This is a genomic window from Telluribacter roseus, assembly GCF_017355915.2.
Classification (GTDB): domain Bacteria; phylum Bacteroidota; class Bacteroidia; order Cytophagales; family Spirosomataceae; genus Telluribacter.
Genome location: NZ_JAFEUV020000001.1, coordinates 660,334 through 679,542, shown reverse-complemented (window position 1 = coordinate 679,542; position 19,209 = coordinate 660,334). Strand labels below are relative to the sequence as shown.

The window sequence follows — 19,209 nt, the reverse complement described above, 5'->3', positions numbered from 1 at the left end:
CTACTACTCCTGCTTTAAAAAGGTGTAAACACACTAAGCAGCGTTGACGATGGAAGAAGCTATTGAAACCAACTGGGATAAGTTATATGCGGCACTGGATGGGTACTGGGATGCATTCATTGCCGCCATTCCGCGCATCGGACTAGCCATCCTGATCATTGTGCTGGGGTTTTTGATCGCCGGCGTTATCGGACGCTTTACCCGCAGCCGCATGGAGATACGCACCGAGGACCCGCTCATGAGTACCTTCGTGGGCAATACCATCAAAACCATTCTTGTTGTAACGGCCATCATGCTGGCCCTCCAGACCGCGGGTCTGAGCGGAATAGCCGGTGGTATTCTGGCTACGGCCGGAGCCTCCGCCGTAGTACTGGGCTTTGCCTTCAAGGACATTGGCGAAAACTTCATTGCCGGTATTATCCTGGCCTTCAATCGCCCTTTCAATGTCAATGACACGATCCGGGTGGGTGATGTGCTGGGTAAGGTAAAAAGCCTGCAGTTCAGGTACACGCACATCAAAACCTTCAATGGTCAGGATGTATATATTCCTAACTCAGATGTACTCACCGACCCGGTAACCAACTACACCGAAGATGGCTTTTTTCGCTGGGACTTTGTAGTGGGTATCGCCTACGAAGATGATATCAACGGTGCCAAGGAAATCATACAGCATATACTGGATACGCATGAACATGTGGTTCATGACGACGTGCACGAAAACTTCGTAGCCGAAGACGAACTGGCCGCCAGCACCGTCAATATAAGAGTGTACTTTTGGGTTGAAACTCTTGATTTCAGAAGGGCGGCGCTGATCACCAAAGGAGAAGTAATCAGGAATGTAAAGGTAGCACTCGAACAGAATGGCTACAGCCTGCCAGCCGATATCCGCGAGATAAAGCTATATGGAAAGGAGAAGAATATACCGGTGTTCCTGCAACAGCAGGATGACCTGAAACCCTGATTACTACAAGGGTACTAAATAGAAAGAGGTGGATCTAGTGGACCCACCTCTTTCTATTTAGCTAAGGTTATGATATTTTGATCTGTTTGGGAGCCTTGGGTTTGGCTTCCTCTTTTTTAGGTACTGTCAGGTGCAGTACGCCGTCGGTGTAGCGGGCCTCGATGCGGTCCTGCTCACAGGTATCCGGCAACCAGAACGAACGCGAGAACGACTGATAGCTGAACTCCCGCTTCATGAAGCGCTTCTGCTCGTCCTTTTCCTCGTGCTGATCCCGTTTCTCAGTTGAGATGGTCAACCGGCCGTTGTCGAGTACTACGTTGAAGTCTTTCTTCTTCATACCGGGTGCGGCTACTTCCAGGTAGAAGTTGTCGTTATCCTCCCGGATATTCACTGAGGGTACTACACTACCTACCCGCGAGCGGCTCAACATGGGCCAGCTCCAGCTGTACATATCTTCCATGTCCTTGCCAACGAATTCGTCCAGCAGACTTGGAAGGTTTCCATTTCCATTGAACTTTGTGAGTGACATAGCTACCTCCAATTTTAAAGGTTTGACATGTTTAACTATTCATTTACCCCTAAAAGCAAATGAAATACCAGCTCTGCTTTATCAGTTAGAACGTCAGAAAAAACCTGTCAAATTGACACCATTATGTCACCTTTTCTGCAATGTAAGCACATCGACTCATTCATAGCCCAAAAAGAACCCTCAGGTACCTGGCAAGGCTCCTGAGGGTTCATGAACTCCTAACTATATAAGTACCTTAGGCGGGTACCATGGTCTTCTCTTCGCGGTCCCAGTGGCGGTGCTTTTTTATGGCTTCCATGAATGCTTCGGCAAACTCTGCGGCGCGGGCCTCACTCCCTGCGGTTACAACTCCCTTGCTGGACACTACCATGTCACCTTCCTTATCAGCAAAGTCCACCCCCAGTACCACCGCCTTCTGAAGGAGGTAAATTCCATTTCCGGAAGTAGCAATGGGCTTGCCGTGCTTAAAGGCCTCGTTGATGAAGTGGATAGAATCACCCTGGGTCAGCATGGTCTCTACGCTTTGCTTTCCATCGGGTATATAGATGGCATCGAACATAATAGATGCGGTAGTAACGTGGCTCTTGTCCGTCTCGAGCTCCTCGCCGTTGGTAGCCTTGCGCTTGCCCTGGAACTTCGACACAAACTTTGTCATAGCTCCGGCATCCGTCAGCGCCTTCTTGATCTGCATCACCTCATCGTATTTGAAGCCATCCTCGATCAGTATGGCCACCTGGCGCGACTTCACCGACTCTATTTTATTTTTCTCCATGCTCAGGAAGTCCGATGTTTTCACCGACTTTCCTTTTTTCATCTGCTTGGAGGCATCGTTGTTCTCATAGTTGCCGGTAGATGTGGATTCAAATCCTTTGGGTATCTCTACTCCTATTCCTTCGGCTACCCGTTCGGCAAATTCCATGGAGATTTTGGCAAAATGCCCGAGCATACGCTCCCGTATGGCCTTGGTTTCTACCTTGCCTAATTCAAAATGCGCCGCTGACACGATGTGTTTCTTCTCGGGCTCGGTCATCGAATTCCAGAACAAGGTAGCCTGGCTGTAGTGGTCGCTGAAACTCTGGCTGCGGGCCCTGATCTTATGACCTTCTACTTTCTCCATATGGTGTACGTAACCACCTGCGCTCTCCGGTGCCATCATCGGACATCCCCCTCCGAGCGAGTTAGGCCAGTAGTTGACCTTGCCCTTATTGATGGTCTGCCGCATAAAACCCGCTCCGTTGTGGTTGTGTACGGGGCACACGGGACGGTTGATAGGTACTTCGGTAAAGTTGGAGCTATTGAAGCGGTTGAGCTGGGTATCCAGGTAGGAGAACAGGCGCCCCTGCAGCAGCGGGTCGTTGGTTACATCAATACCGGGCACCAGGTTGCCGGGGTGGAAGGCTACCTGCTCGGTCTCGGCAAAGAAGTTGTCCGGGTTGCGGTTGAGTACCATCTTTCCTACCGGCCGTAGCGGTACCAGCTCTTCGGGGATGATCTTGGTCGCATCCAGCAGGTCGAAGTCAAACTTGAATTCATCTTCTTCATCCACAATCTGTACAGCCAGTTCAAACTCGGGGTACTGCCCCATTTCGATGGCCTGCCACAGGTCGCGCCGCAGCCAGTCAGCGTCCTTTCCGGCCAGCTTCTGGGCTTCGTCCCATACCATCGAATGGGCTCCCAACGTAGAGCGCCAGTGGAACTTGACAAAGCTGGCCTTGCCGGCTTCATTGATAAAGCGGAAGGTATGGACGCCAAAGCCATCCATCATGCGGAAGCTACGGGGAATGGCCCGGTCCGAAAGTACCCACATGATCATATGCATACTTTCGGGCATCAGGGATATAAAGTCCCAGAAAGTATCGTGTGCGGCCGAGGCCTGGGGCATTTCGCTATCAGGCTCAGGCTTGACAGCATGCACCAGATCCGGAAACTTGATGGCATCCTGGATAAAGAATACCGGAATGTTGTTACCCACCAGGTCGTAGTTGCCCTCTTCGGTATAGAACTTGGTAGCGAAGCCCCGCACGTCACGTACGGTATCCGCCGAGCCCCTCGAACCCACTACGGTCGAAAAGCGTACGAACACGGGTGTTTTGGTGTTAGGATCGGTCAGGAACTTGGCTTTGGTATACTGCTTGAGCGAGTCATCATACGGCTGGAAGTACCCGTGCGCCCCTGAACCCCGGGCGTGTACTACCCGCTCCGGAATGGACTCGTGGTCCAGGTGAGTCATTTTTTCACGAAAATGGAAGTCTTCCATGATGGTAGGTCCACGTGAGCCAGCCTTCAGTGAATCGTCGGTATGGCTGATTCGTACCCCCTGGTCGGTGGTCAGGTACTGGTCTTTGGGGTTTTCTCTGAATTGCTCCAGCTGCTCATTCTTGCTGTTTTCGTTTACCTTGAAGTCTGACTGGGCATCGAGTTTTTTGTTTTCTTCCATTGTCTTAAAGGTATAGATGTAGGATTATTTGGATTATGTTGATAAGAAGCAGTTGAATACCCTAAAATTTTTTGCCCTACCCGATCAGCAGGCAGCGCTACTAACCCGAAGGCACAGAAGTTTAATGGAGGGAAGAGAGAAAAACTGGAAGTAGACAAAGTAGCGTAATCCGCGCCTAAGAGGCTTGCAGGCACCCCCTAAGACGGGCCTACTTCTGTATTCTGTTGTACTGGATGACTCACGTATCGGGACCTGCTACTCTGCCTGACCTATATACGTTTGTACTATTACCCATTAGGAAATTTTATCCTTTTTAGAGAAAAAATTTCCCCAAAAGAAGTCTGTGCCTACCTGTGCCAATCGTAGTCTCCGTTGCATTAGAATACGATTAGAGTTTTTTCTTCAAAAACAGGCTCCTGCTACTCCTGAAGCTATCTTTTGCCCGGTTACTATCAGCTAACCATAGCGTACCTCTCCACCCATAAATAATGCTTATTTTATAACCTATGCATGTACTGAAGGGTTGATACTAAAAAGTTTCACTCCACTCATCTGGTCATGAAGTCAGTCAAGCTCTCAATAAAGAATAAAGCGGGCGAACCCCTATCAGCACGGCTCGAACTACCTGCCTCCCGCCGCCCCCACAGCTACGCCATATTTGCCCACTGCTTCACCTGCAGTAAGGACCTCAATGCCGTACGGAACATCTGCCTGGCTCTGACCAACCGGGACTTCGCCGTGGTGCGGTTTGACTTCACGGGACTGGGCGAGAGCGGCGGTGACTTCTCAGACACCAACTTTTCGCACAACATAGATGACCTGATGATCGTCGGAGAGTACCTTGAGAAAAACTACAAGGCACCTACCCTGCTGATCGGTCACTCGCTGGGCGGAGCGGCGGCTATCGTAGCGGGCTCTAAGATGGCATCCATTCGGGCCGTGGCTACCATCGGAGCTCCTTCTACGATTTCGCACGTGACGCACCTCTTCAAAGAGGACCTGAGTACCATCGAGGCCGAAGGCTACGCTGAGGTATCCATCGGGGGGCGTCCCTTTACCATCAGGAAGCACTTTATAGATTCGCTTGAACTGAAGGATCTTTCTTCAATTGTAAAAAACATGAGGAAGCCGCTGCTGATCGCCCACTCACCACAGGACCGGATCGTCGACATCCGCAACGCGGGCGAGCTCTACAAAGCGGCCAGGCACCCCAAGAGCTTCCTGTCGCTGGACCGGGCGGATCATCTGCTCTCCGACGAGGAAGACTCTCACTACGTAGGGGATGTACTAAGTAGCTGGGCCAAACGGTACATTGACTTCAAACCCGTTGAACGGGCGGATTCGGATTCGCAGGTAGTAGCCCAGATAGCCGGTGACGACTACACCACCCAGATCCAGACCCGGCAGCATACCCTCATTGCCGACGAACCCGTCAGCCTGGGCGGAAATGACCTGGGCCCCAGCCCCTACGAACTGCTCTCGGCCGGACTGGGTGCCTGTACAGCCATCACTTTGAAAATGTACGCCAACCGCAAGAAGTGGGACCTACAGGAAGTATTGGTACATCTGGACCACGGAAAGGTACACGCCGAAGACTCGGCCCACACCGAAGTGAACCAGACGCAGAAGATCGATCAGTTTACGAGAAATATAGAGCTGGTAGGTAATCTGGACGACACGCAGCGGGCCCGCCTGCTCGAGATCGCCAACAAGTGTCCGGTACATAAGACCCTGCACAACAATATTGTCATCAAAACTACCCTACGTAAGTAAGTACCTGTACATGCTCCAGCTAAGGCCAGCCGTTCCCGACGATATACCCGCACTGCAAAGCTTGATCCTGGACCATGGTGCCAACGAGTGGAACCACCTGCCCGAAGAGGAAGTAAAGGCCCACCTGGCCGCTATCGCGGATAGCTCGGTTCGGGGCGTAGTGGCGCAGGAGGCAGGAGAGGTTGTGGGTGTCATGACGTACGAAATGGGTATCTTTTATCCTGAGTACGAGCCTTCACCCGATACGATACACGGCTACGTAGCCGAAGGAGTGGTACATCGTGACCTGGTAGGACGTGGCATAGGCGTACAACTTATGGAAGAAGTAATCAGGATTCTGGCCGGAGAGGGTATCCGGCACATCTACGCCAAGCGGCACGAGGAAAATCCTTTCTCAAAGCGGCTCCTCGAGAAGACGGGCTTTGAAGAAGTAGCTACCTTCGATGACCCACTCATCCGACCTACCGGCACCCGCCGCACTACCGTGTGTCGATATGTTGTAAAATAGCTACATCCACTCTTAAAAACAGGCTGAAAGTCAGCCTCTCCTTTTGCATTATTCCAGGTCGCCGGAGTATATTTGCTTTTTACTTCAGGACTAGATGAAGCAAATAATCCGGAACCTCTTTCTTTTCAATTCATTAACAAATCTAACATGTTCAGAAGCGTACTGATGTATAGCCTGCTGGCGGTTGCGCCGGCCTTTGGCCATACATCACCTCCTCTTACTATGCCCGCCAAAGCGGATACCGCTAAGGCCGATTCGGTGGCTAAGCCGAAGGGCAAAGAAGCACCCCTTCCCCTCAAAGCCGAACGTACCATTGAGTTTACCGCCCGCGAAGGTACCTGGATGTCGCTGGACGTGAGTCCGGACGGCAAGACTATCGTATTTGACCTGCTGGGGGATATCTACTCCATGCCTATCACCGGTGGAAAGGCGACCAAAGTAACTTCGGGTATGGCCTTTGATACGCACCCCCGTTTCAGCCCCGATGGCAAGAAGATTCTGTTCACCTCAGACAAGAGCGGCGCCGAAAACATCTGGTGGATCGACCGCGAAAAGCAGGATACCGTACAGGTGACCAAGGACAAGGATCAGAACTTCTTTGCCGCTACCTGGACACCCGACGGGGAGTACATCGTAGGTGCACGCGGCCGTCGTAATATCAAGCTGTACCTCTACCACCGCAACGGCGGCGCGGGTATCGAGATGATCGAGAAACCCGAAAAGCTTAAGACCATTGACCCGGTAGTGAGTGCCGACGGACGCTACATCTACTACTCGGAGCGGACCGGTGGCTGGAACTACAACGCCCAGCTTCCTCAGTACCAGATAGGTGTGTACGACCGCGAGAATGGCAAGATGCGCACCATTACCTCCCGCTACGGCTCGGCCTTTACGCCTACCCTTTCCAAAGATGGTAAGTGGATGGTATACGGTACCCGCTTTGAAGACAAAACCGGCCTCCTGATCCGCGACCTGCAGACGGGCGACGAGCGCTGGCTGGCCTACCCCGTACAGCGCGACGAGCAGGAGTCTATCGCCCCCATGGGGGTACTCCCGGCCATGTGCTTCACGCCCGACAGCAAAGCAGTAGTAGCCTCCTACGGTGGTAAGATTTACCGAATCCCGGTAGATGGTGGCAATGCCACCGAGATTCCTTTCCAGGCCGATGTAAAGCTGGAACTGGGGCCACAGCTATCCTTTAAGTACCCCATCGAAGATGTAAAAGAACTGGTAGCTACCCAGATACGCGACGCTGTACCTTCACCCGATGGCAAGAAGCTGGCTTTTACGGTCCTGAACCGCCTGTACGTGATGGATCTGCCCAAAGGTACGCCCCGACGCCTGACTAACTTTACATTTACCGAAGCGCAGCCCGCCTGGTCGCCCGATGGTAGCGCTATAGTATTTACCACCTGGAAAAGCGATGACGGCGGACACCTGTACAAGGTAGCCGTGGGTGGCAAAAACACCCAGCCCCAGCGCCTGACCAAAGTACCGGCCGTCTATACCCATCCGGCCTGGTCGTACAAGCAGGACCGCATCGTGTTCATGCGCGGCAGCAGCGACAACTACAAGAACTCCGTATCAGCGGGAGCAGCCGGCGATACCGAGGATATAGCCTGGATACCGGCCACCGGCGGTGATGTGACTGTGATTGAAAAAGCTTACGGCCGTAGCCGTCCCCACTTTACGAAGGCCGAAGACCGCATCTACCTCAACAGCGACGAGGGACTGATATCCATCCGCTGGGATGGTACCGACAAGAAGGCCCACCTCAAACTGACCGGTATAACTACGTTTGGTACGTCGTTCCAGGAAGGTACCCACTGTATGTTGCCTGACCACCTGAACGATGCCGCCGAGACTACCAAACCCAGCACACCGTCCGTGATCCTGATGGCTCCGGAAGGCAACAAGGTAGTAGCCAAGATCACCAACGAGGTGTACGTAGTCAATGTACCTAAGGCCGGTAAGACACCTACCATATCGGTATCCGATCCGAAGAACTCGTCGTTTCCGGCTCGCAAGATCACCGAGCTGGGTGGTGAGTTCCCGGCTTGGTCGGCGGATGGTAAGCAGGTATACTACTCGCTGGGCCGTAACTACTTCATCTACGACCTGACCAAGGCTGATGCCTACGATGATAGCCTAAAGGTAGCCCTGCGTGAGAAAGCCAAAGCTCCCAAGGACTCTACCGCCAAGGCCGAAAAAACCAAGGAGGAAGAAAAAGATCCGCATTACGTAGCGCAGGAGTTTGAGGTAACGGTGAAGTTCCCCAAGGACCAGCCGACCGGAACGGCTCTGCTCAAAGGGGCCCGCATCATTACCATGAAGGGTGATGAAGTGATTGAGAACGGCGATATCCTGATCGAGAACAACCGCATCAAGGCCGTTGGAGCCAGCGGTAGCCTGGCAGTACCTAAGGGAGCGCAGGTAGTAGACGTAGCCGGTAAGACCATCGTGCCGGGCTTCGTAGATACCCACGCCCACATGTGGCCCAACTGGGGTCTGCACAAAAACCAGGTTTGGATCTATGCCGCTAACCTGGCCTATGGCGTCACCACCACCCGCGACCCGCAGACCGCCACCACGGATGTATTGACGTACAGCGACCTGGTAGAGTCGGGCCAGATCGTAGGTCCCCGCGTGTACTCCACCGGACCGGGTGTAGGCTTCTGGACCTATAACCTCAAAGACCTCGACCATACCCGCAAGGTACTGCAGCAGTACAGCAAGTACTACAACACCAAGACCATCAAGATGTACCTCGTGGGTAACCGTCAGCACCGCCAGTGGATCATCATGGCGGCTAAGGAGCAGAAGCTGATGCCTACTACCGAGGGTGGTCTGGACTTCAAACTGAACATGACGCAGCTCATCGACGGCTACCCCGGCCACGAGCACTCTATCCCCATCTACCCGCTGTACAGCGACGTGGTGAAGTCCATTGCTGATTCCAAAATGGCGCTGACCCCTACCCTGCTGGTATCGTACGGCGGACCGTGGGCCGAGAACTACTACTACGCTACCGAGAAGCCCTACAACGACCCCAAGCTGCAGCGCTTTACGCCTTACGAAGAACTGGCCGAGAAAGCGCGTCGCCGGGGCGCCTGGTTTATGGATGAGGAGCACGTATTTAAGAAGCACGCCGAGTCGATGAAGAAAATCGTTGAAGCCGGTGGACTCTCCGGTGTAGGTAGCCACGGACAGCTACAGGGACTGGGCTACCACTGGGAGCTGTGGTCGATCCAATCGGGTGGTATGAAAGCGCACGATGCCCTGCGGATAGCTACCCTGACCGGCGCCACCGCCCTCGGCCTGGACAAAGACCTGGGCTCGATCGAAGGTGGTAAACTGGCCGACCTGGTGATCCTGGACAAGAACCCACTGGAAAACATCCGGAACACCAACAGCATCAGGTACGTCATGAAGGATGGCCGCCTCTACGAAGGAGATTCGCTCAACGAAATCTACCCCCGCAAGCAAGCCCTCGACAACACCGAGTGGAAAGCCAAGCAGCCGGGGAATGTACCGGGTCTGCGGTAAATTAATCTATATAATTTTGAAGGAAGGGCTAGCCGTGAGGCTGACCCTTTTTGTATATCAATTCAAACTCTGATAAAAGGTAATAGTACTCTTAACTTTATTATAGAAATTCATATGTAACCGTTAGATAAAATTAATAGAAATCACATACTACTATGGCTACATTTTACTAGATTGTAGTTATCAAAGATGAAAGAAACGATAGAATGGCTTATTAAAATCTTATACTTTTAATTAATACTGATATGAATGCTCTGGAATCTCCATCTATGCCAATCAATGGTTATCAAAACTCAAATGCTCAAATGAGTTCCTTAGAAGCTTCTGATAGTACTCCTAAAAAGCCTCTTGAGGAAGCAAAGAAGAACTGTGAGGAAGTAGCTCACATTCAACCTGGAAGTATTAACGAGATGGGTGCAAAGCTCCAACAAATGATACTGAATTATTATCAAGATGTTCGCAAGCAAGCGCAGCAAAGCTTTTATTGTGCTATGGGAGCAGCAATTGTAGGAACTATATTATGGAGTTGTGCAGCATTTATTGATATAAGGTCAGAATCAACTTCAAATTACTCTAGACTTGGCTATATATCAGGTAGCCTAATACAGGTAATTTCAGCAATCAATTTCTATTTATATAACAAAACAGCACGTCAGTTTTCTGCCTTCCATATATGTCTTGAAAGAACTAACCGTTTTTTATTAGCAAATACTTTATGCGAAAATATTACATGCACTATAAAAAAAGATAATATTCGTGGGAGTATTATTAAAAGCGTTCTGGATGCTCCTATGCTTACATTAGATATCATTGAAAATAGAAGAGTTAAAACTGGTTTAGCAAAAGAAGTACAGCAAACTAGTGAAAATAATCAAGTTTAGCCCCGCTCGCCCTGATTTGTAATTAGGCGCGGCCCGGCGAGGACGTAATCAACTAGCCTCTGCGACGCAACAAATAAAATCTAAATATACTTATACTAGCCTCCCATGCCCTACAATGAGATCATTGCCGATAGAATACGTGAACAGCTAGTCGATCTGGCAGGTTTGGAGGAAAAGGAAATGATGGGTGGAATTGCCTTCATGTACCAGCAGAAAATGTGTGTCGGCGTGATCCAGGATAGTCTGCTGTGCCGGATTGACCCTGCCTTGTACGAAGAGGCCTTGGAAAGGAATGGCTGCCGACCTATGGATCTTACCGGCCGACCTATGAAGGGGTGGGTCCTGGTGGATGAGGAGGCCATCCGATCAAGATTGGAATTTGAATACTGGGTTAACCTGGCGCTGGACTACAACAGCAAAGCCCTAGTCTCTAATAAAAAGAGATAGCACTACCACTACGTTATCCATTCGCTAACGGAAGTCCTATTGGCACAGTCATTGCTCTGACAGGGAGTAGAAGTCCTCTTACGAGAAGAAAAAAACATTAATTTTCTATTTCTACCCCTCCCCTTCTTAGATCAGTAGCATGAATCAAATCATTACCCTATGCTTTTGTTGCCTTCTTTGCATTTCATTCAAAGGTCTCTGCCAAACCGATACTCTTTATTGCTTTTATGACGGTGACTGGACGCAAATAACAGACAGTTCGAGGGCCGAGTACAAAAGAGTAGTTTACAACTACGGTAATGAATACTGGCATGTCATTGACTACTACAAAAATGGGCAGGTCTACAAGGAAGGCCGATTTCTTGAAGAAGGTCTTAAGAAACCACATGGTATTTTTGAAGAGTACTATCCGAGCGGACGATTGGAGTCTAAAATGACATTTATGGCTGGCCGACCGATTAATGAAGCGATTGTTTACTACGAAAATGGTCAGATCGATATTTACAGAAAGTACAACAATATGGGTAGCCTGCTAGAAGAAAGGTACTACAAGGAGGACGGCAGTGAGAGTATTGTAGAAAAGCCGGAATTTCCCGGAGGTATTTCCGCAATGTACAACTACTTATCGGCAAATATCAAGTACCCGAAATCGCTTGGAAAGAAAAATATCATGGGCAGAGTCGTAGTAACCTTTGTTGTCGAAACCGATGGCTCCCTACAGGATATAGCTATACGTGAATCTCCACATGATGCTTTTTCAAAGGAAGCCTTGAGAGTAGTTAAGTCTATGCCCCAATGGAAACCCGGAGCAAGGGACCAAAAAGCTGTACAGGTAAAGTTTAATCTTCCGGTTAATTTCTCATTACAATAAGGTATTTAACTATCATACAGTACCCTACTATTCCTCGCTGCAAGCCTTAACTTCCTTCAGAAGCCACTATGCTCTTGTAGTTTCCGAGCTGATACTTTTTCATTATGTTAAATATCAATAGTAAAAAGGCGCCGCTTTGGTTGCTCACCATCCTGATGGTTACTATCCTATTCCGACAATTGGGCTTTTCGCTGCTATCCGATGTAGCTATCGGGCTCCATACTATTATCCTACTCCTGTTCTCGCTCCTGGCCGGACACTACTATTCTAAAAGCAAAACCATCACTAAATCCGACGTTCTTAGCATCCTGGGTATCGCCTTCTCCTCCCTGTTTCTGCTGTGGGATACGATTAGTCTGATACTACTAACGGTATTACTCCTTTTTATTATCCCTGCCGTTTCAAAGTACCGAGACAATAAATACACAAGGGTGGCTGTCCGCTTCTTTTCAATTCTATCATTAGCCCCTTGCATCTTATTTCTATTGCTTACCCTGATCTTTACAGGCTTCGGAGCAACCAGCATAACTCATAACCTACCTTCGCCTGATGGGAAGTTTCTGCTGGTAATTGAAAAACATGACGCAGGGGCAACCGGAGGAAGTACCGAAGTAAGTGTTATGCGTACCTTTGGCGGGCAAGTCCAGTGGAAAAGGCGCCTCTATTTAGGCAGGTGGAGTGACGAACCAGCCCTACAATGGATCGACAACCATACTGTAAATATCAATGGAACAGATTGTTCCATTTTCTTTGAAAATGCAATGGAATAAAACAATCGCAAATCCCCTTGTTCCACCACTCATGGAGCACCGTCACCGTTACTCCGGTACTATCCCCTTGTATTATTTCGACCGCCTATATTTGAGAATGTAAGGGTAAGTTTTTGACAATTAATATATTCTCAGACGCCACAACTTTTAGATGTGTTATCCTGCATAAAGCATCGGTACCTCTCCAGAAGTAGCTACGGGATAGATCAGGCTACTGGTATACATCCAACCTATCCCTGTCGGCCAGAGACAGACCAACTTGCTCGCAACCACCAATAAATCAAGACGATATTATTGAAAACCAGGAATCTACCCCCCAAGGATTGGCAGGCCATCAGAGATCTGATGGTGGAGGTACCCGGGGGAAACGTAGAAATGAGAGACGACCGGACCAAAAAGAAGTGGACGGCTCAGGTAGATGCTTTTTTGCTGGCGAAGTATCCGGTTACTCAGGAACTGTATCAGGAGATTACCCACGGTAATCCCAGTAGTTTTAAAGGCGGTCAGCGCCCTGTAGAGACGGTCAGCTGGATGGATGCCGTGGTGTTTTGTAATACAATATCTAAACTCACCGAACTCAGCCCCTGCTACACTCCACTGCCCAACGAGGACAAAATCACCTTTGACCCAACCGCGAACGGATTCCGGCTTCCCACCGAAGCCGAATGGCAGTATGCGTGCCAGGCAGGTACCCGAGCCATTACTTACGGTGAACTGGACCAGATTGCCTGGTACAAAGCCAACTCCCGTCAGCAAACCCAGGATGTAGGCCAGAAACAACCCAACGCCTGGGGCCTCTATGACATGCTGGGCAATGTATGGGAGTGGTGCTCGGATATATATGACGAAGAGGTCTATGGCTCGTACCGGGTATTCAGAGGCGGCGGCTGGTATGACGAAGAACGCAGTGTAATGGCCACCACCAGAAGGCGAAGCCACCCCATTTCGTTCCGGATCGACGACCTGGGTTTCCGAATCGCCAGAAATAGTACCTAGCCCAGGTGTTGTATCTTTTAGGTATGCATCAGATATGGCTCAAGCTGATATTCCAAACTCATTACCAGTACGTGACCACTCCCCAGACCACCACATGCATGGAACCCCGTATCGAAACCTTAGCCGAGAAGAAATTAGTAGGTAAAAGAGTACGGATGTCCCTGATCGATAACCGCACCGGTGAACTCTGGAGGAGCTTTCTGCCCCGGCGAAAGGAAGTTCGAAGCCAGGTAAGTTCGGAGCTATACTCTATGCAGGTGTATGGACCCGACTACTTCAAGACTTTCAGTCCTGCTAAGGAGTTTGATAAGTGGACGGCCGTAGAGGTAACAGATTTTGCTGCCGTGCCTGATGATATGGATACCTTTACGCTTCCCGTCGGCCTTTATGATGTGTTTCATTACAAAGGGTTGAGTACCAACACCCGCATTTATCAGTATATCTACACCACCTGGCTGCCAGCCTCTAAGTACCAGCTAGACCACCGCCCCCATTTCGAAGTACTGGGAGAGAAGTACAAAAACGGAGATACTGACTCAGAAGAAGATATCCTTCCACCATGGTCTGTGTCCGCACAGACCTAAACATGACTAACATACCATATTAAAGGCCTGTGGAGACACAGGCCTTGGTTAAGGCAAATTCCAATAGTTTTATTGATAACTTTGATTCTACTGTATTCAGCAAAGTTAAAAATGGACATATGCGTTATATGTTTAACAATACCTTAGTGCCCACATTTTAAGTATGGCTTCAAGAATTAGTTATTGTTTTTTTATCCTGACTCTTATTGGGGGCTGTGTCCATCAACCACAACCCTTTCAGATAGCGTTAGCTGGGTATGACATTCAATTTCCAATTACCGTAAGTGATTTGCGAGCGAGTCATACAGATCTCAAAGAATCACTTTCTGCTTTTTTAACAAAAACCAGTCCTGAGTCGGAAGTTACATGGCGCTTTAAGTTTTCTGTTAATGATCCGAGAAGCCAACCATATGGGGTACTTATTACCTTAAAAAATAAAGCTGATAAAATTGACTCAATACGTACTTTTATCGAAAACAAATATCATTTATCCTTTGAACCATTAAAAGAACCAAAACATTTAGGCAAATATGAATACTACGAGCCAGATTCCACATTAAGGATCATGCAAGTTAACAAGGATGTACAGTTAGCAATAAGTAGAAAAAAAGTTTGGCCTGACGGCAAGTACCAATTCACTGATGATGTTGTCATCTATATCAGCTATAACCTTTCTGAAATAGAGAAGGAGAGGTTTGTGCTAAAACAAGGAGAAATTCGCGCCCTTGATTAAATAACGTAATAAGCAAGTGTACTAGTTGAGGGCTATATTCAATAGACATATCCCCTCAGGGGCTTGGTGAGGATGGTGTTCGCTCATGCTAAGCAGCTATCTAACTTTATTGAAAACCAGGAGGTATAGAAGGGGCAATTGAAATAGTATAGCTGCTCGACGCCTTCCTCCTCCCCCTTGGTCTGTGTCTCCACAGACCTGATCAGGCCAACATACAAAGCAAAAGGCCTGTGGAGACACAGGCTTTGGTTAGGATATATGTATAAAATTAGTTCAACTCACCTACCTTTTTTTCTTGCTCAGCCAGCTGCACTTTCTCACCGTTGATGGTGACGTTAGTGGTGTGGAGGCCGGTGGCGTGGTTAATCAGGTAAGGCTGTTCGACGCCTTCGATGGTTACGTTGGTGAGGCGGACATTCTGAATGGGTGACTCCGGGTACCCTTCCAGCCGAACTCCCGTCTTCCCTCCCTTTTTGACGGTCATATTGCGTACGTCAATGTTTCGGATAGTAGGCATGTGGTTGCCGGTATCCTCGTAGTACATGGTGGCAATGATGGTCTGCTCCTTCACCTGACCTACTTCAATATTACGCATATAGATGTTCTCAATGATGCCTCCGCGGGCTGTGTTGGTCTTGATCCGGAGCACCCGGTCCAGTTCGGGGCTGTTCATCTTACAACCTTCGGCGTACACGTTGCGGACACCACCTGATATTTCACTGCCGATCACCACACCACCGTGGCCACTGGCCATGGTGCAATTTTGAACAATGATATTTTCGCTGGGTACATAGATACGACGACCATCGGCGTTGCGCCCTGACTTGATGGCGATGCAGTCATCGCCGGTGTTAAAGTAGCAGTCTTTGATCAGTACATTCTTGCAAGACTCCGGGTCGCAGCCGTCGTTGTTGGGGCCGTCGCTGGTTACGGTTACGCGCTCGATGGTCACGTTGGTACACAGCACCGGGTTCAGGATCCACATGGGCGAGTTGATAAAGGTAACGCCCTCGATCAGGACGTTCTGGCAGCGGTAGGGCTGTACAAACTGTGGACGCAGGTACGACCCGGTGCCAAACTTCCGGTCCTTAACGGGTACCCCGCGCTCGGCCATTCCGAAAAGGGCCGCCCGCTTGTCAGGATCTACCTGACTGGGCTGTCCTTTCTTAAACCCGTAGCGCTCATTGCCTTTCCAGGGCCACCAGTTGGTCGCATCGGCACGGCCATCGAGGGTACCTTCGCCGGTAATGGCTATATTGGTTTGCTCGAAGGCATAAATCAGCGGCGAGTAGCCCATCATCTCCACCCCTTCCCACCGGGTAAATACCAGCGGCAGATAGTCTTCGGGGCGGGTTGAGAAAGAAATTGTAGCCTCTTTGACCACGTGCAGGTTTACGTTGCTCTTCAGGTGAATAGGGCCGGTGTAGAAGTTTCCGGCGGGTACCACTACCCGGCCTCCGCCTTCGCGGTGGCAGGCTTCGATGGCTTTTCGGAAGGCGTCGGTACAATCGGTAGCTCCATCGCCTACGGCGCCGAACTGGGTAATGGGGTAGTCTTTTTTACGAAATTCAGGTTTCTTTATCTGGGCCAGCAGGGCCGGAAACTCCTGCCAGGGATCATCGGCTTGGGTAGTCATGGTAGAATTGGAGACTCGGGTACAACCAATAGAACCAAGAAATATCCCAAAGGTTAGCAGCAGAATGATGGCGCGGGGGTGTATGTGCATAGGTGAGACAGGTAAGTACTGATTAGCGACAGCGGCGTAACGGTCGCTGTACCCCTATGACGATACTCCCCTGCCTCCTCCCTTATGGCCTCAGCAGGTACCTATAACTTTTCCCGGACTACCTACTTCCCGATTATCTTTCTCCGGTGTTCCATCCCCCAGATACGTAGTTCATTGATTACTCTTTCCAGGGTCTGCCCGTGCTCTGTAATGGAGTACTCCACCGTTGGAGGAAAGGTATCATAGACATCCCTCCGGACCAGCTGGTTCACCTCCAGGTCTTTTAATTCTTTGGACAGCATCTTATCGGTAATGCCGTGTACCTCCCGGGCTATCTGCTTGAAACGCTTCTTCCCAAAGGTCAGTGAGACCAGTATGGGCAGCTTCCACCGTCCGTTCAATACATCAAGCGCATCTCTGACGGGGACTATCATCTGCGTACATGCCTCCACGGTATGCTCTACGTCTATTGTTGTTTCCATCGCTGTTTCCTTTTACTATCCTGATGTATAGTGCTATCCGCAAGGATAGTACTATATTTTGTATAGCTAATGTAAATAAGTTTGTCCCATCATCAAAACAATTTTTTTATACCTAAAAAAGTAATGATATGGAAACGACACTTTGGGTACTTCAGGGACTACTGGCGGCATTTTTCGTCATGCCCGTAGTGATGAAACTTACTTCGACCAAAAATCAGCTCATCGAGAAGCAACAGCTAAAACCCGGCGACTCCGTAGTACCTATACGGGTAATAGGGGTACTGGAACTGCTGGGAATCATCGGCATTATCCTTCCGCAGCTAACCGGCATCTTTCCTGTCCTGACACCCCTGGCAGCGGTTGGTTTTAGTCTGGTTATGGTGGGGGCCTTCTTTGTACACCTCAACAAAAAAGAATACAAGGTACTGCCCATGCTGGTGGTGGTATTTGTCCTATCGGCTACGGTAGCTTACTTCCGCTTCTGACGCCGGCCAGGTACCTGACTACACCAGCCAACCGCAGCGTACTATACTATCCAGTATACTACCCCGGGGGCTTACAAAATTCTGTTCCCTCTGGGGTAGTATACACTACTTTTCGCTATTAACTCGTCACTTTTACCTCCCCACTTTTCGCTTTTCGCTCCCGATTCCCCAACTTTGCCGTACAGATGCAGAGGCGTCTGCCATTGACCGGTTCCCCTACATGAAAAAAGTATTATTCATTGACCGCGACGGTACGATCATCGTCGAACCTCCTACCGATTTTCAGGTTGACTCCCTCGAAAAACTCGAGTACCTGCCCAAAGCGCTGTCCAACCTGCGTCGCATCGCCGAAGAAACCGACTTCGAGCTCGTAATGGTAACCAACCAGGACGGATTGGGTACGGATTCATTCCCTGAAGATACCTTCTGGCCCGCTCACAACAAGATGATGCGGACGCTCGAAGGGGAAAATATCCATTTTGAAGCCGTTCATATCGACCGCTCGTTCCCCCACGAAAACGCGCCTACCCGCAAGCCCGCTACCGGACTGCTGACGCAGTACTTTAGCGAAGAGTACGACTTGGCCAACAGCTACGTCATTGGCGACCGCTTTACGGATGTGCAACTGGCGGTGAACCTGGGGGCCAAAGCGATCCTGATCGCGCCCAAGGTACCTACCGAAGGCCTGACCGACGAGCAGAAGCAGGCTACTGCGCTCGTAACGGACGACTGGGACCTGATCTTTGAACACCTGAAGCTACCTGCCCGTACCGCTTCGGTAGAGCGCAATACCAAAGAGACCAAAATAAAGGTGGAGCTGAACCTGGACGGCAGCGGCCGCTCCGACATCCATACCGGACTGGGCTTCTTTGACCACATGCTCGACCAACTGGCGCGTCACTCGGGCGCGGACCTGACGATCAGGGTGGATGGAGACCTGCACATCGACGAGCACCATACCATCGAAGATACCGGACTGGCTCTGGGTGAGGCGTACCGCCAGGCCCTGGGCGATAAGCGGGGTATCTACCGCTATGGCTTCCTGTTGCCGATGGATGAGGCCCTGGCTCAGGTGGCTATCGACTTCTCGGGCCGCCCCTGGCTGGTGTGGGAAGCGGAGTTCAAGCGGGAGAAGATTGGCGACATGCCTACCGAAATGTTCCACCACTTCTTCAAGAGCTTTACGGATACGTCGCTGTCCAACCTGAACATCAAGGTGGAGGGCCAGAACGAGCACCACAAGATCGAATCCATCTTTAAGGCCTTTGCCAAGGCCATCAAGATGGCCGTACGCCGTGACATGAAAGCACTGGATGTACTACCATCTACCAAGGGAGTTTTGTAATTTTTTATAATAAGATTCGGGAAGATCCATTTCCCTCTTTATTTTTGCAGCAGTCTTACCGGAAATCTAAATTATTCAGACATATGTTGACGGACATACTCACCATATTATTCTTCGTTGTTCTGCTAGCGGCAG

The 19,209-nt window shown here is 50.0% G+C and carries 17 protein-coding genes; 13 read left to right on the top strand and 4 right to left on the bottom strand.

The window, feature by feature from the left end:
- Positions 1-49: 49 nt before the first annotated feature.
- Positions 50-961: a mechanosensitive ion channel family protein gene (locus tag JTN23_RS02860; RefSeq protein ID WP_247232232.1), complete on the top strand. Its 912-nt coding sequence runs from the start codon at positions 50-52 to the stop codon at positions 959-961.
- A 67-nt stretch (positions 962-1,028) separates the two neighbouring features.
- Here the strand turns inward: JTN23_RS02860 and JTN23_RS02855 are convergent, their stop codons facing one another.
- Positions 1,029-1,490 carry an Hsp20/alpha crystallin family protein gene (locus tag JTN23_RS02855; RefSeq protein WP_247232230.1) on the bottom strand — a complete coding sequence of 154 codons (462 nt, stop codon included), beginning with the start codon at positions 1,488-1,490 and terminating at the stop codon, positions 1,029-1,031.
- A 235-nt stretch (positions 1,491-1,725) separates the two neighbouring features.
- Positions 1,726-3,927, bottom strand: a complete 2,202-nt coding sequence (locus JTN23_RS02850) for a catalase (RefSeq protein WP_247232229.1) — start codon at positions 3,925-3,927, stop codon at positions 1,726-1,728.
- Positions 3,928-4,485: 558 nt separating this feature from the next.
- Here JTN23_RS02850 and JTN23_RS02845 point away from each other — a divergent pair.
- The 10 genes from JTN23_RS02845 (at position 4,486) to JTN23_RS02800 (ending at position 15,036) form a co-directional block, all read left to right on the top strand.
- A complete protein-coding gene (locus JTN23_RS02845) occupies positions 4,486-5,700 on the top strand; it encodes a bifunctional alpha/beta hydrolase/OsmC family protein (protein ID WP_247232228.1) in 1,215 nt (404 codons plus the stop codon).
- On the top strand, positions 5,672-6,208 hold the full coding sequence (locus JTN23_RS02840; protein ID WP_247232227.1) for a GNAT family N-acetyltransferase: 537 nt from the start codon (positions 5,672-5,674) through the stop codon (positions 6,206-6,208). The genes JTN23_RS02845 and JTN23_RS02840 overlap by 29 nt, the downstream gene beginning before the upstream one ends.
- A gap of 147 nt (positions 6,209-6,355) precedes the next feature.
- The gene (locus JTN23_RS02835) at positions 6,356-9,754 is read left to right on the top strand and encodes an amidohydrolase family protein (protein ID WP_247232226.1); all 3,399 of its coding nucleotides are present in this window, start codon (positions 6,356-6,358) and stop codon (positions 9,752-9,754) included.
- 245 nt (positions 9,755-9,999) lie between these two features.
- Positions 10,000-10,635: a TRADD-N-associated membrane domain-containing protein gene (locus JTN23_RS02830; RefSeq protein ID WP_247232225.1), complete on the top strand. Its 636-nt coding sequence runs from the start codon at positions 10,000-10,002 to the stop codon at positions 10,633-10,635.
- A 105-nt stretch (positions 10,636-10,740) separates the two neighbouring features.
- Positions 10,741-11,082: a TfoX/Sxy family protein gene (locus tag JTN23_RS02825; protein ID WP_247232224.1), complete on the top strand. Its 342-nt coding sequence runs from the start codon at positions 10,741-10,743 to the stop codon at positions 11,080-11,082.
- Between the two features lie 139 nt (positions 11,083-11,221).
- Complete coding sequence (locus tag JTN23_RS02820) at positions 11,222-11,953, top strand: energy transducer TonB (protein WP_247232222.1); 732 nt, start codon at positions 11,222-11,224, stop codon at positions 11,951-11,953.
- A 104-nt stretch (positions 11,954-12,057) separates the two neighbouring features.
- Positions 12,058-12,723, top strand: a complete 666-nt coding sequence (locus tag JTN23_RS02815) for a DUF5412 family protein (RefSeq protein WP_247232219.1) — start codon at positions 12,058-12,060, stop codon at positions 12,721-12,723.
- Between the two features lie 294 nt (positions 12,724-13,017).
- Positions 13,018-13,719, top strand: coding sequence for a formylglycine-generating enzyme family protein (locus tag JTN23_RS02810; protein ID WP_247232217.1), 702 nt, complete (start codon positions 13,018-13,020; stop codon positions 13,717-13,719).
- Positions 13,720-13,742: 23 nt separating this feature from the next.
- On the top strand, positions 13,743-14,303 hold the full coding sequence (locus JTN23_RS02805) for a GyrI-like domain-containing protein (RefSeq protein WP_247232215.1): 561 nt from the start codon (positions 13,743-13,745) through the stop codon (positions 14,301-14,303).
- A 163-nt stretch (positions 14,304-14,466) separates the two neighbouring features.
- Positions 14,467-15,036: a hypothetical protein gene (locus tag JTN23_RS02800; RefSeq protein ID WP_247232214.1), complete on the top strand. Its 570-nt coding sequence runs from the start codon at positions 14,467-14,469 to the stop codon at positions 15,034-15,036.
- Positions 15,037-15,304: 268 nt separating this feature from the next.
- On the opposite strand, the gene JTN23_RS02795 is transcribed toward JTN23_RS02800, so the two are convergent.
- Both JTN23_RS02795 and JTN23_RS02790 read right to left on the bottom strand, forming a co-directional pair.
- Complete coding sequence (locus JTN23_RS02795; protein WP_310586696.1) at positions 15,305-16,762, bottom strand: glycoside hydrolase family 28 protein; 1,458 nt, start codon at positions 16,760-16,762, stop codon at positions 15,305-15,307.
- Between the two features lie 122 nt (positions 16,763-16,884).
- On the bottom strand, positions 16,885-17,244 hold the full coding sequence (locus tag JTN23_RS02790; protein ID WP_247232213.1) for a winged helix-turn-helix transcriptional regulator: 360 nt from the start codon (positions 17,242-17,244) through the stop codon (positions 16,885-16,887).
- A gap of 128 nt (positions 17,245-17,372) precedes the next feature.
- On the opposite strand from JTN23_RS02790, the gene JTN23_RS02785 reads away from it, so the two are divergent.
- Positions 17,373-17,729 (top strand): DoxX family protein, encoded by a 357-nt coding sequence (locus JTN23_RS02785; protein ID WP_247232212.1) that lies wholly within the window; start codon positions 17,373-17,375, stop codon positions 17,727-17,729.
- 220 nt (positions 17,730-17,949) lie between these two features.
- Entirely contained in the window at positions 17,950-19,074 is a 1,125-nt protein-coding gene (hisB, locus tag JTN23_RS02780; RefSeq protein ID WP_247232211.1) for a bifunctional histidinol-phosphatase/imidazoleglycerol-phosphate dehydratase HisB, read from the top strand.
- Positions 19,075-19,209: the final 135 nt, after the last annotated feature.